General features: G+C 41.5%; 12 protein-coding genes. 4 read left to right on the forward strand and 8 right to left on the reverse strand.

What is annotated here, in order from left to right; all coding sequences use genetic code 11:
• Positions 1-427: 427 nt before the first annotated feature.
• From ccrA to EHS15_RS19215, 6 genes are all read right to left on the reverse strand, one after another.
• Positions 428-1,675: a crotonyl-CoA carboxylase/reductase gene (gene ccrA / locus EHS15_RS06765; protein ID WP_135759802.1), complete on the reverse strand. Its 1,248-nt coding sequence runs from the start codon at positions 1,673-1,675 to the stop codon at positions 428-430.
• A gap of 70 nt (positions 1,676-1,745) precedes the next feature.
• Positions 1,746-2,708 carry an LIC11086 family outer membrane transporter gene (locus EHS15_RS06770; protein ID WP_246051923.1) on the reverse strand — a complete coding sequence of 321 codons (963 nt, stop codon included), beginning with the start codon at positions 2,706-2,708 and terminating at the stop codon, positions 1,746-1,748.
• On the reverse strand, positions 2,705-3,637 hold the full coding sequence (locus EHS15_RS06775; RefSeq protein ID WP_135759803.1) for a hypothetical protein: 933 nt from the start codon (positions 3,635-3,637) through the stop codon (positions 2,705-2,707). The genes EHS15_RS06770 and EHS15_RS06775 overlap by 4 nt, the downstream gene beginning before the upstream one ends.
• The gene (locus EHS15_RS06780) at positions 3,637-4,878 is read right to left on the reverse strand and encodes an MbnH family di-heme enzyme (protein WP_425460631.1); all 1,242 of its coding nucleotides are present in this window, start codon (positions 4,876-4,878) and stop codon (positions 3,637-3,639) included. Before EHS15_RS06780 ends, EHS15_RS06775 begins: the two co-directional genes overlap by 1 nt.
• 51 nt (positions 4,879-4,929) lie before the next feature.
• Positions 4,930-5,832, reverse strand: coding sequence for an MbnP family copper-binding protein (locus EHS15_RS06785; RefSeq protein WP_135759805.1), 903 nt, complete (start codon positions 5,830-5,832; stop codon positions 4,930-4,932).
• A gap of 75 nt (positions 5,833-5,907) precedes the next feature.
• Positions 5,908-6,378, reverse strand: a complete 471-nt coding sequence (locus EHS15_RS19215; RefSeq protein ID WP_210416311.1) for an LIC_11090 family protein — start codon at positions 6,376-6,378, stop codon at positions 5,908-5,910.
• A gap of 136 nt (positions 6,379-6,514) precedes the next feature.
• On the opposite strand from EHS15_RS19215, the gene EHS15_RS06795 reads away from it, so the two are divergent.
• From EHS15_RS06795 to EHS15_RS06810, 4 genes are all read left to right on the forward strand, one after another.
• Positions 6,515-6,841 (forward strand): LB_289 family protein, encoded by a 327-nt coding sequence (locus EHS15_RS06795; RefSeq protein ID WP_135759806.1) that lies wholly within the window; start codon positions 6,515-6,517, stop codon positions 6,839-6,841.
• An 80-nt stretch (positions 6,842-6,921) separates the two neighbouring features.
• Positions 6,922-8,982: a 7TM diverse intracellular signaling domain-containing protein gene (locus EHS15_RS06800; RefSeq protein WP_135759807.1), complete on the forward strand. Its 2,061-nt coding sequence runs from the start codon at positions 6,922-6,924 to the stop codon at positions 8,980-8,982.
• Between the two features lie 87 nt (positions 8,983-9,069).
• Positions 9,070-9,153: an ApaLI family restriction endonuclease gene (locus tag EHS15_RS19485; RefSeq protein ID WP_210416313.1), complete on the forward strand. Its 84-nt coding sequence runs from the start codon at positions 9,070-9,072 to the stop codon at positions 9,151-9,153.
• A gap of 149 nt (positions 9,154-9,302) precedes the next feature.
• Positions 9,303-10,502: a DNA-methyltransferase gene (locus EHS15_RS06810; protein ID WP_135759808.1), complete on the forward strand. Its 1,200-nt coding sequence runs from the start codon at positions 9,303-9,305 to the stop codon at positions 10,500-10,502.
• A 145-nt stretch (positions 10,503-10,647) separates the two neighbouring features.
• Here the strand turns inward: EHS15_RS06810 and EHS15_RS06815 are convergent, their stop codons facing one another.
• Entirely contained in the window at positions 10,648-11,523 is an 876-nt protein-coding gene (locus tag EHS15_RS06815; protein ID WP_135759809.1) for an alpha/beta fold hydrolase, read from the reverse strand.
• A 97-nt stretch (positions 11,524-11,620) separates the two neighbouring features.
• A complete protein-coding gene (locus EHS15_RS06820) occupies positions 11,621-13,297 on the reverse strand; it encodes a Na/Pi cotransporter family protein (protein WP_135759810.1) in 1,677 nt (558 codons plus the stop codon).
• Positions 13,298-13,341 lie beyond the last annotated feature (44 nt).

Here is a 13,341-nt window from a genome sequence, read left to right on the forward strand (position 1 = left end):
ATTCTACTTTGGACTTTACAAGTCCTATGGAATTTCGTAAGATATATGATCAAAGGATTGCTTGATTTTTCTGTCCGTTTTTTGGTAGGAACTCCACTAGTTCCCCACCCTCAGATCGGGCGGGGAAAGTATACTCTCACAACCACCTAACAAAAATTGAGTTTTATTTACAAGGATTGATTTTGGTCCAGAACGCGCCAGGGATCGCAGCGAAAATTGGTAAGTGATTTTTTCTTAAACAACGAAAATTATTTCTAGCGGTGACGGAGGCAGGGATGCCGGAGTTCGGGAGTCGGAACAGGAAGTTCCGCGACCGAGAGCGGGGAATAATTTTCGTTTGATTGGAGCGGAGAGCCCGGCTCCCGCCTTACTTCGATTCATTGAAAAACCGAATGAAGACGGCGGGAGGGCGCCCAGCTAATTGGAATTAGTTTGCGCCTAATCCTGTTGTTTTTGCTCCTACGAGGATAGACATGTTTCCTGCAGGGTGTTTGTTTTCACGCATCAATTGATGGCATTCTGCCGTTCCATTGAAGTCGAAAGTTCGTGCCAAAACAGGATCCACTTTCTTTTGGATCACTAGATTGTTCAGATCGCGGCAATTATCGTCGTTCGCGAAGTGAGAACCTTGCAGACGTTTTTGTCTCATCCACAAATAACGAAGATCGGATGTCGCATTGAAACCTGTAGTTCCCGCACAAATCACTACCATACCGCCCGTCTCACAAACGAATGTGGAAGTTGGCAAAGTGGTTTCACCCGGATGTTCGAAAACGATTTGAGGATTGTTTCCTTTTCCTGCAATATCCCAGATTGCTTTTCCGAATTCACGAGCATCTTTCGTCCATTGGGCGAATACTTCTTGTTTGTTGATGTCGCTTGTGATAGCTCCCCAGTGTTTGAAATTGTTTCTGTTGATCACTCCGGCAGCGCCTAAGTTTTTACAGAAGTCGATTTTATCGTCGGAAGATACTACTGCGATAGGAACTCCTCCTGCCGCTTTAACGATTTGGATGGCCATAGCACCTAGTCCGCCTGCACCTCCCCAAATCAACACCACATCGCCCGGTTTTACATCATTCGGTTTCCAGTGGTGTAACATACGATATGCGGTTGCAGCAACAAGCATGTATGCCGCAGAGGCTTCCCATGTTAAGTGTTTTGGACGAGGAAGGCATTGGTGGTCTTGCACTTTACAGAACTGTGCGAAAGATCCCCAGTTGGATTCGTAACCCCAAATGATTTGGCTGGGTGCGAACATAGGATCTTTTCCTGCAACGACCCAAGGGTCTTTCGGATCCCACATAGCGCAGTGAACGACTACTTCGTCCCCTACTTTTACGTTTTTTACTTCGGCACCGACCTTATAAACGATTCCGGAAGCATCGGAACCGCCGATATGGAATTTTTCAGGTTCCCCTTTTTTGTTTCTGGCTGCGATCACATCTACCGGATAACCGAGTGCGGCCCATACGTTATTATAATTCACTCCGGCCGCCATTACGGCAACCAATACTTCGTTAGGTGCAATTTCAGGAACATCAATAACTTCAGCTTGAAAGGACTTGGTCGGCTCTCCGTAACGCTCAGGTCGGATTACCTGTGCGTGCATTTTTTTCGGAACGACTCCGAGTGGAGGAAGTTCTCCAACTGGTACGATTTCAACATTGCTCATTTGATTACCTTTTCGTGGATTCTCTTATTTTGAATGATTCCATTGCAGGGTAGAAATGGCGCTCATCCTGTCAATCGCTTCCCCACTCCATGGAAAAGGCGAAAGTCCACGCAGAATGATACAATCGGTAGTCCCGATCCCTTTGCAGAGGGTATCTGTACGCCACGCTCAGATTGTATTTCTCCGAAAAATTCCAGGAAAAACCGCCGGATCCCTCGGTAAAATGAGAAGGGTTCGCCTTATCTTTGCTTTGTGAGTAATCGACTCCGTTGTAGGGATTTCGATACAACATTCCTGCAAATAAGGAGACTTCAGGGATCAGATAATAAGTGACATAGCCGGAAAGAACGGTCGTATTTTTAAACTCGTATGTAGGAGAAGGCGCCTGCCCGGATGCCAGTCGAAACCAATAAGGAATTCCATCGTTGTCCTGAAGATTGTTCGGCTGCGGTCGGGACAAAGGGCGGATTCCTCCCAGCTTGGTGACGAAGGCCCATTTTTCGTAAAGATAACCTAACTTTAAATAACCGGCGCCTGCATAATAATCCCCTCCCGTAAATTTATCCGTATCCGGACCGGAAGGAAATCCCACAGAACCTTCGATCACAAGAAAGTAAGGTTTGCTTAGGTCGAAGAAAGGTTGGTATTTAAATCCTAAATATGTTTTGCCGATCCTGGCCGCATCGCTTCTTTCTCTTTGCTGGTAATAGTTCCAAGGAACGGATGCATTTAGTGCAAATCGTCCGTCGAAAAAATTCATCTCGGCAAAGAGTGTGGTGGTGTAGAGATTGCTGTTTTCTCTTGTCGACTTATAATAATCCTGAGTTATCACCAAATAATTGGACGGTTTTTCCCTTTTTCCGGTAAACGGATCCACAAACCTTGCTGTCGCATTCGGACTGTCAGACGAACCAGTATGATGGGCTGAAAGAAAATCAAGACCGGAGACGAAAAAATAAATGAAGACGATTAGAAAAATCGAAGTCGTTTTTTGAAGAAATGGAATGGATAAAAAATTCATTTTTGATTTCATCGTTCCACTCCAGGAATGCATCCAGGAAAACTTAAGACCAAGTCTTCCGTATTCAAGTTTTTGATCAAAGGAGTGTATAGGTTCGTATTGGAAACGCTAGTGACTACGATGGTGGAGGCGGTGCTCAAAGAAGCCAATCTCTGCAAAAAGCTTATGGTGCTTCCGCTTTCTATATAGTCTCGGAATAGATTCGAATATTGAAGCCCGATGGATACTGGTTTTGTTCTTCCCTCCGTCTTCAATTTACATTTAGGACGCAAAGAAAGATTTCCTTGTCCTGTTAGGATCTGCACTGTCCAAGTATTCGCTCCTTGTGTGATCGTCGCAGAAAGATACATCTCTTCCCAAGAGATTCCTGCTAGAGAAACAACTCCTCCAGGAGCATCAGGTATTTGTTTGGTGGAAGTAAACGAGTAAGCGGCACCCGTTTCATTGACGGAATTGTTTTGCAAAAAATTGACATTCTTCCCCGGATTGAGAAAGGAATAGGACTTTCCATACAAATCATCACTTGGCAAATCCAAAGGAACCGTATAAGGGGTATGAGTTTTGCCTGTGAAAGTTTGAGATGAATCGACTGCATCTGTCGAACGCTCGGAAAGAATCCCGAACAATCTATCAGGAGGATTGATTCGATAGATCCCTGTCTCCCATTGAACATAGGATTCCGCCTTCAAAGAAATCCCGTATGTATTTCCTCCGGTCGTATAACTAAAGGAAGTTAAATCATCATCCGCTTGATCGTCATATCCCTGCAAATTTGTGTTAAACGAATACTTCATTCCATTTCTCAAACTCAATAGGTTTTGCAGAAGTATAAGTTTCTCTGAATTGCTGTCCCCCACGGACCCGAAGGTGCAGTGGGAAACCAAAAGAAGGAATAATAGTAGGATGCTTACTTGAAATCGTTTTTGAATCTTTCGTATCATCAGAATGGACTCGAAAAGGACGGATTGGAAAGAAATTCTGAATCCGTAAGCGAAAGTAAAAACTCAACTAGATCCGTTTTTTCCTGAGCGGTGAGAGTAAAAGGGCGAATGAGTGTGGTGTCTATACTGGGATGTTTCGGGTCAGAATTTCCCAGACAGCCAGCACCTACGCCACCGCAGCTATATTGTTCTACCACTTTTGTCAATGCATTGCGAGCGCATGTTAAATTGGTAGCTCCTGCAGCGATTCCAGAAGCATGATTTGGGTTTGCGTTATTATCACACATAATACTTCCATCATGCATATAAGGAAAAGTAACTCCTACGTTTCTAAGGCTCGGAGCCCTGAATTTTCCTTGATCCGATTCTACCAAAGTGATTTCTCTTAATCCTTGTTTTTCGATGGAAAGAGCATCGTAATAAACTTTGGTATGAGTTCCATTATTGTGATAGAACACTTCCTGAGTTGTATTCTGACTATGGAAGCTAGTATCCGTAAAATTGAATCCTCCATGACAATGGAAACATTCAGCTACTTCCCCGTTGAAAACACGAAGCCCTCTGATTTGGGAAGCGGTCAATGCAGAAGTATTGCCTCGAAAATTATAATGATCAAAAGGGGATCCACCGGAAATCATAGTTCTTTGAAAACTAGCCAAAGCAAAACGAACGTTTTGTTCGGTCACTGAATCCGCTCCTCCTCCGAAGGCGGCACTGAAAAGAGGAATGTATCTGGAATCTGCCTTAAGTCTGCTTAAATATTCATCATTGGATAAACCCAACTCGATGGGAGTCGTTCCGAACATAGGAGTCCTAGATTGGCTCTCCAAAGTTCTCTGTTGCGGGTTGCTCCAGGTAAGTCTAGGATGATAGGCAGCATTTGCCAATCCCTGCGCATTTCTAGGATGGGCTTCACCGGTAATTCCGATTCCAAACTGACGTCCGTCCGAAAAAGCTAACGACTGTTTATGGCAACCTCCGCAAGACAAACTTCTATCTTGGGAAAGGTTCGAATCGAAAAAAAGAAACCTTCCTAAGTCCACCTTTTCTTGAGACATAGGATTTTCGGCAGGTACCACAGGAATGGGAAATCCGGGAGGAAGATTCCATTGGTATCCCCTTGGGATCAAAGCAAGGAGCAACAGTAAATCTTCGTTTTTAGATCCAGAATCTTTTTTAAGAAGATTGCATCCAAAGGTAAGACTAATAAGTAAGAGCCAGGAATTTAATTTCATATTTATCCTACAGTTCTTAGAGGGAGGCTGACCTTAACCTCCCTCTAAGTTTAAATTTTACGGCTTAATATAGAAAGTACTTTGGCTTCCCAAAGAAGTACCGTCTGTTTCTTTTACGCCCACATTATTGAGCAATGGTTTACAAGCAGCATTTGCATTTCCCGCCATACAAGTAAGTGCAGCCCCCCCGGAAGACGGGTTCGTGTTCGTAGTGTTCACTAGAGCTTTCGCATCAAAATAAACCGGATTCGAAGTTGGATTCCATGCCACACTTCCCGATGTTTTCACGGTAATCGTAGGAACGTTGATGATGGAACAAGTCGAACTGGATCCCGTTCCGGAGCAAGTACCGCTTCCTAAGTGGAAAGTTCCGTTCGTCGCCGCTCCGTCTCTAGTCACCCACTCAAACTTCATAAATTTGTAACCGGATACCCAAGACCAATACATCGCACTACTGTTCAACGGTGCATCCGCAGTCGTATTCAGCATATGGTTTAATTCCACAGGCACTCCTACTTTAAATTCCACACCCACATAACTTCCTAGAGGTGCAGATCCCTTTAAGGATTTATTCGTTTCTGTCGTTCCGGAAGAACAATCACCTGTTCCGTCTTCGAAATCGAGAAGAGCCACTTTGGAAGTCTGCCATTTGTTATCCGAAGTTAACGTAAAATCGACGGTGCTTCCGTCCGCTTTCACAAGTTTCACATCATGGACATAAAACCTGGCATCCTTCAGATAAAAATTCGTACTTGTAGAGACCTGCTGACTCGTAACGAGTTTATTGCATCCGAAACTTGTATCCGTTCCTACGGACAATTGAAAAGGAATTTCGGAAATACCTCCGGATAATGCGACCAACGCCAATAGTCCTAGATTTTGGTCTTCGTTATTGTCCTTTTCTTTGCACGAAACAATTGTTAGGATCAATAAAACGATCCCAATCGATAATTTTTTCATATAATATAACACCACTTATAGTTAAATTCATAAGAGTAGATTCACTACTCATTGTAAGATTTTGATTTGAGAAACTTAAATGGTGGAAAAGCGGGGCGGTTTGATGAGTTTCCCATTCCATCCGTCCGCCAAAGAACCTGCGGCAAATGGGGAAACTTTTTCCCAATCGGAAATGTCTAAAGAGAGATGGGAATTAAAACAAGAAATCCAAACTTGATGATGAATGGAGAGTCTGGCCAAAGAGTCTTTTTTCTTTTTGCAAGAACAGGTATGTTGCTCCCCTGCCTTGGCAGTATGACAATTCGCTGAAATTTCTTCTTCATAAGAAGAATTGGAGGCGGATTTCGTCGGAATTCGTTTCTGTTTCGCAGAAAAAAGAGAATCGTCTTTGTGAGAGGAATGCACTTCCTTACGGGAACCGTGGTTACACTTGCAGATCTTAGATTGATTTTCTAGGCAAACTCCTAAAAGGCCGCTCCCCAGAAACAGAGACTGAGACAAAAGAATCAGAAGCAAAAACGCTGATAATCCTTTAGAAAGCCTCATTTCCTTTCATCAAATGGGTTAGGCTTCAAAAAATCGAGACAATTTTTTAGGCTTTTTTCTGTCCAGAGGGCTTAGTCTGCCAAATCATGGCAGATAGAACCAAAAAGTGAACTAGTTCACAAAGAGGTCATAGACAATGAAACGTACAGAACTAGAACGCAGAGAAAGAGATCTGCGAAAAATGGAAAAAAAGAAAATCGTTGCGGGTGAAAAAGACAGCATGAGTGTAGGTGACTACATTGATGGCCTATTTGGGCTATTTCGCTACGATTCGGAAGAGATTTTTAACGCTTCTGACGATGAGAATGTTCTCGAAATATTGGAGAACATGAAAGCAGAACATCCTGAAAAACAATGGGATGTGATCATTCGCAAAGCGGTAAACAAAACCAAGGTTGCCCAAAAAGAAAAAGCTTACGATTCTCTTCGCATTCTTGCGGGAATTCAACCAGTAGCTACATAATCGGAAAATAATATCCGATTCGTATTCGCAAACGGATTTACAAAGGAAAGCTTCTTATATAGATTTGGAGCTTTCCAGCTATGGTTCGCACAAATTCAAATCTAAAAAATTTCTGCAAACGCTATAGATTCAAAACCTCCGCCTCACTCCTATTTTTCGCCCTCTTCCTTTTCCCTAATTTCTTATTTTCCAAAGAAGCGAATGAATTCTGCCCGGGAGCAGGAACCATCGAGGTCAGCGAACTTGTAGGAAAGTTCGAACTCTCCAGGGATTTAAGATATTTCAGCACAAACAACGAAACCCTTTCCATAGAATCGATACTGCATACGGGACCTTCTCTAAAATTGATCGATCCCCAAGGCAAAATTCCCAACTTCGGAAACTCTCCTCTAGATTATTGGTTTTGTTTTCATCTTCGCAATTCGTCCGAATTCGTCACGAACACCATCGTCTTCGTCAAATATCCTTTGTTAGATGAATTAAATTTCTACGATGTGTATTCGGACGGATCTTACGCCAAAAGAATACAAGGTAGATTGTTTCCTTTCTCTTCCAGAGAAATCAAATACAGAGGGTTCGGGCATTTGCTGAGTTTGTCTCCCGGAGAAACGAGAACTCTTTTCCTGAGAGTAGAAACTCAAAGTTCCATGTCCGTTCCTTTGTACGTCGCCAAAGAGAAAGATTTTTACGAATTTGCAATGGAAGATTTTATCCTCCAAGGGATTTACTTCGGAATCGTAGGAGTGATGACCCTGTACAATTTGTTCGTTTTCTTTTTGGTAAAGGACAAAGCGTACATCTTCTACGTAATCTATCTTATCTTTTCCGCCATTTTATTTCAGCTTTCTCTCAACGGCCACATTCCGATTTTCTTTCTTCCCAATTCTCCCGAAATCGTTTGGAATGCACACAACCTTCTTTATTTTATATTCCTATTCACGACTTTCCCGATGAGCATCACCTTTATGAACTTAAAAGAAAGTTCACGAACGGGATATAAGGCATTGAAAACGATGATGTTCATTCCGTTAGTTTGTATACTGCTTCTTCCTCTTCTCCCTTATCGATTGATGAACCAGGTAGGAGATTATTTCTCCATGATTCTGGCTTTAGGGGCTTCGGTTGTTTCCTATTATGTGGCGTTTATAAAAAGATTTAGACCGGCTCGTTTTTTCTTTTATGCATTTTTGGTCGTGATCATAGGCGGGATTGCAAGCCTTCTGAAGTATATGGGAGTCCTTCCCGTGAATTCTTTTACGGAGAATGCGTTTCAAATCTCCATGGCGATAGAAGTGATTCTTATGGCTTTCGGTTTGGGAGACCGCATATCAATTGTTAGAAAAGAAAAAGAGAAAATACAATTAAAAGCGGAAATCGATAAACAGAAAATCATGGCGTTCCAAAAGGAACTCATTCTGGCGCAAAAACTGCAAGAGTCCACTCTTCCCCAAGTCATTCCCGAATCGGAAGGACTTAGAACCAAAGCCGGTTATATTCCCGCCTCTCTCGTAGGAGGGGATTTTTACGATATCACCAAAGCGGGAATGGTGCATATCAGCTGTTTGATTGCAGACGTAACGGGACACGGTGTTCCTGCGGCCATCGAAGCCGCCATGTTGAAAATCGCTTATACGCAATCGATTCATTATGCAAGCAGCCCGGGCCGCATGCTCGAAAGAATCAATCAATCGTTAGTTGGAAATTATAAAAACCAATTCCTTACCGCGGCCGCAGTCTTCATAGACCTCAATCAAAAGACACTGAAGGTGGCGAATGCGGGACACCCTGCTCTCTATTGGCTGAAAAGAAAAGAAAGAGAAATCCAAGCAATTCGCCCGAAAGGAAAACTCATCGGTTTTTCCAAAGAATTGGTGTATCCGGAAGAGGAGTATCCTCTCGCCATAGGAGACAAAATTTTACTCTTTACGGACGGGCTTTGGGAAGCTTGGGAAAGAAACGAAGCAGGTGACAAAGCTTATACGGACGGCTCGGGAGAGAAAGAACTTCTCAAATGGCTGGATCGCCGCTGGGGAGATTCCATCGACGAACTTTTCGCAAGTATGGAAGACTACATCCGTAAAAGAAACAAAACCACCTCTCCGGAAGACGATATTACTTTTATCTTATTCGAGATGGTTTGAAAACGAATGAACTTAAATAACAATTCATTTCCCATTTAATTCAAAAAAACAAGTTAGTTGTTATTCGAAAATCAAAAGTAATACAAAATCAAAAGTGATAAAAATCATGGTTACAAACCGATTAGAGTGATGTTTTATTATCCACAAAGAGACCAAGCCAAAAGAATTTAAGAGACTTTAAAAACACTTTATTCTGGAATAGGAGGGGAGGGAGTATTATGGTGGAGATGATGCCTGGAGGTACTTGCAAAAAAATACAGGCGTAAATTTAAAAGAATTCTTAATCGAAATTGCTGAAAAAGGATACGATGAAAATGGCTATGAATGAAATAATCCATGGAGATTGCCATGAAATACTCAAAACAATAAAATCTGATACTATAGATTTAGTTTATTTTGATCCTCCCTTTTTTACCCAAAAAAAGCACATTCTATCAACAAGAGATAATAGTAAAAAATTCGAATTTGATGATAAGTTCGAATCTATATCAGAATATTTGAATTTAATAAAAAAAACATTAATCGAATCCAAGCGAGTATTAAAAAACACTGGTAGCGTTTTTCTTCATTGCGACAAAACCGCATCGCATAACATAAGAGTTGTTTTAGATGATATATTTGGCGTAGATAACTTTCAAAGTGAAATAGTATGGGCATATAAACGCTGGTCAAATTCCAAGAAAGGTTTACTAAACTCGCACCAAGTTATCTTTTTCTATTCTAAATCTAGAAATTTTAAATTTAATACTATTTTTACGAGCTACTCAGCTACAACTAATCTCGATCAAATATTACAAGAACGGGAGCGGAACGAAAATGGTAAATCTGCCTATAAACGCGACGTTGAAGGGAATATTGTTCTCGGAAAAGAAAAGAAAGGTGTTCCTCTTTCTGATGTATGGGAAATACCCTATCTAAATCCAAAAGCAAAAGAAAGAAGTGGTTACCCTACTCAAAAACCAATTTTGTTACTTAATCAAATTTTGAACATTTCGACAGATGAAGGTGATATAGTTTTAGACCCATTTTGCGGTAGTGGAACAACTTGCGTTTCCGCAAAATTATTAAATAGAAAGTATATAGGCATTGATCGATCTATCGACGCAATTGATCTTACGAAAAAACGTCTAGAAGAAATGATCGTTACAGAATCAAATTTACTTAATAAAGGATTAGAAGAATACTCGGAAAAAACAGAAAAAGAATTAGCAATCTTATCTGACATTAACGCTTTCCCTGTTCAACGAAATACTGGTATTGACGGATTCCTCAAAGAACATCTCAACGGAAGCCCAGTTCCAGTTAAAATTCAAAAAGAGAATGAAACAATTGATGATGCGATAGAAAAGCTAGAAAAAGCTTCGAAAGGAAAAAAATACTCTCTAAAAATTCTAATTCAGACAAAAAATAACGATGTTTCTCGATTATTTTCCTTTCCAACTGATGTAAAAATAATCAAATTATTATCTACTCAAATTGAAGATCTACTTATTTCCAATAACGCTAAGATAGCAAGCTGAACTTAGGAACTATGAAACACCCTTTTACCGCTCTGAATACTCTAGTTAAACTAAGCTCTTCTTCATAGTTGTTCCCCATTTCCGTGCGGTACTAATTTAATAAACTCTTTACAAATTCCTTGGGAATTGACACTTAACAACGATTTTATTTTAAAACCGACCCGATCCCTTGGCTCCAATCCAACAATTCTTTGTCGAAAGATTGGGACTCTTCAAAATGAGGAGCATGGCTACTCTTCTCAAAAATTCGAACCGTCAAATTCGCAAACAAATCCCTTACTGCATTCCAGGTATAAGGAGGAGGAACCAGAAAGTCGTATCTTCCCAAAGCAAGAAATACAGGTTTGTGGAATTCTGCAAGTCCTTGGGTGATGTCGATATCTCGGAACACTTCTCCCCAAACATAATCGAACATCGTCATATTCACTTCGACTCCTTCCCAGAGAGAAGAAGCATCGAATTTATAATCGTACCAGCTTTTTGCACCGGTAAGCAGACAATAGGTGATAAACGCTTTTTCGGGAGCTTCTTCTATTTTTTTGCCCAGCAAAGCCATGTTCCCGGCTAAAAATTCCTTTCTTCCCTGATCTACCGAGTCTGCTAAATATTTTTCCGACTCTGCATGATTCGCATAAGAGTAAGAAGGTGCAAGACACATCATCACAACTCCCAAAACTCTTGCAGGGTATTTTTTCGCATACTCCAAGGCTAAAAATCCGTGCCCGGAATGGCCGATGATAAGGAACTGTTCCAATCCGAATTCCTTACGTGCGAGTTCTATATCTTCCAGAAGAAGGTTCAATTCGTACGTGGATTTGTCCCGATTGGAATTGGAAGGAGCAAAACCTCTATGATCTAGAAAATAGATTTTCAAATGTTCCCGCAGTTCTTTAGAGAATGTACGGTCATAGTACAAAGAACTTCCCACTACGATCGCAGGAATTCCTTTGCCTTCGATTTTATATTGTAATTGAAAACCGTCCGAAAGGAGGATGCCTTGATTTGAATTCGGATCTGACATAGATTTGATTCTTACTTTGAATTTATGCCAAGATTTAAAACAAAAAAGCCGCGTAAAGCGGCTTTCCGAATCGCACAACAAACGTATGTTTTAGAAACTATACGTCTGCGTAAATGGAAGTATTTAGAAATCGGGAGATGTTGTCCAAGTTTCTGGCAACGTCTCTGTACAACAGAGCCGGTAGAAAATTAGATTTCTTTTGGTATTTTTTCTTTCTCACCTTAGATTCGTTTTTCTTCAAAGCACGAATCATTTGGTAACGATATTCGCGGCTTTGGTTTCTGATCTGAGGATTTCCCAAAATATCGAAAGATTCACTATGTTCCAAATTGGACAAAAGAAGATCGTAATGATGTTTCAATAGTTCAATCTGTTCTTTGATTGCAGTTTGGAACGATTTGTCCAATACTACCTTTTGGCGGTGCGCCTTTCTTACTTTTCTGGCGATGGATGCAAAGTTATCACCCATCTCTTCGATGGACTTCACTCTTTCCATAATTCCCAAAACGTCTTTCGCAAAATTACCTGTCACGCCTGTTTCTTGAATTTGATTGAGATAGGTCAAAACTTGCGTTCTGACTTGATCCAGTTCTTCTTCTTTTTTCAAAACCTGCACCACTTTCGCAGCATCATAAGGGTGGAGGAGAAGTTGTTCTGTCAGGCGGAAAAAATCGTAGGTTTCTCTGATGATTTTTTTAGTGAACTCGACCAATTCCACCATGGCAAGTTCGGTGGTTTTGACGGCTCCCGCCTGAAGCAGTTGGATGGAATCTCCGTCTTTTGCCGTTTTGGATGCGAACCCGTCCACGATCCAGCTCACAAACTTGGACAGAGTGTTCACAAACCAAATGAGGATCAGAGTATTGATCACATTAAACATTGTGTGAAAGAAAGAGATATGAAAGCGAGTGGATTCTTTGTCTGTCAAAGGATCTCCGGGAATCAAATCGTCTACAATGCCTGTGAAGAATTTGAAGAAGACTAAAGCCCAAACCACGCCGAATATATTGAATGCGGTATGCGCCAAAGCCGCCTTTTTTGCGTTTCTATTTCCGGGAAGAGCCGCCAGGTTCGCAGTGATTGTGGTACCTATGTTCTCACCTAAAATCATTCCGTAAGCGGCATCGATCGGAATGTATCCGGAGAAGGCCAATGTGATTGTGATTGTGGTGGAGGCGGAAGAAGATTGAACCATGATCGTAAGTAAAGTTCCAATCAATACGAACAGAAGTATGGTGTTGAAACCCATATTCGTGTATTGTTCCAGAAACTGGAATGTCTCCGGACTTTTCGCAGCATCCGGAACCGCATTTTTTAAATAGTCTAAACCTAAGAACAAAAACCCGAATCCGATCAGGAAACTGCCCCAGCCGGATCTGCTTTCTTTTTTGGAAAAGTGAAGCACCATTCCGATAGCGATGGCAGGCAGTGCAAAAGATGCGATGTTGACCTTAAAACCTAATAAGGAAACGATCCAAGCGGTAACCGTTGTACCGATGTTAGCTCCCATAATGACGCCGACCGCTTCCGTAAGCTGCATCAGCCCGGCATTTACAAAACCTACGACTAGGACGGTTGTGGCGGAGGAGGATTGGATCGTGGCGGTGATAAAAGTTCCGCTCAAAACCGAAGAAAGTCTGTTTTTTGTCATGGAAGACAAAAAGGAACGCAATCTTTCTCCGGCGACACGCTGTAAGGATTCACTAAGAAGCTTCATCCCATAGATGAAAATTCCCAGACCACCAAGGACTTGAATGAGAAGAGACCAATTCATAGATATTTTTTTTACCGAGTATCAAATTCTTCCATTATCGTTTT

It is taken from the genome of Leptospira idonii, from assembly GCF_004770995.1.
In the GTDB taxonomy this organism is placed as follows: domain Bacteria; phylum Spirochaetota; class Leptospiria; order Leptospirales; family Leptospiraceae; genus Leptospira_A; species Leptospira_A idonii.

Coding starts and splice junctions, on each gene's coding strand:
- ccrA (WP_135759802.1), bottom strand. CDS start 1,675: ATGAGCAATGTTGAAATCGTACCAGTTGGAGAACTTCCTCCACTCGGA.
- EHS15_RS06770 (WP_246051923.1), bottom strand. CDS start 2,708: ATGAAATCAAAAATGAATTTTTTATCCATTCCATTTCTTCAAAAAACG.
- EHS15_RS06775 (WP_135759803.1), bottom strand. CDS start 3,637: ATGATACGAAAGATTCAAAAACGATTTCAAGTAAGCATCCTACTATTA.
- EHS15_RS06785 (WP_135759805.1), bottom strand. CDS start 5,832: ATGAAAAAATTATCGATTGGGATCGTTTTATTGATCCTAACAATTGTT.
- EHS15_RS19215 (WP_210416311.1), bottom strand. CDS start 6,378: ATGAGGCTTTCTAAAGGATTATCAGCGTTTTTGCTTCTGATTCTTTTG.
- EHS15_RS06795 (WP_135759806.1), top strand. CDS start 6,515: ATGAAACGTACAGAACTAGAACGCAGAGAAAGAGATCTGCGAAAAATG.
- EHS15_RS06800 (WP_135759807.1), top strand. CDS start 6,922: ATGGTTCGCACAAATTCAAATCTAAAAAATTTCTGCAAACGCTATAGA.
- EHS15_RS06810 (WP_135759808.1), top strand. CDS start 9,303: ATGAATGAAATAATCCATGGAGATTGCCATGAAATACTCAAAACAATA.
- EHS15_RS06815 (WP_135759809.1), bottom strand. CDS start 11,523: ATGTCAGATCCGAATTCAAATCAAGGCATCCTCCTTTCGGACGGTTTT.
- EHS15_RS06820 (WP_135759810.1), bottom strand. CDS start 13,297: ATGAATTGGTCTCTTCTCATTCAAGTCCTTGGTGGTCTGGGAATTTTC.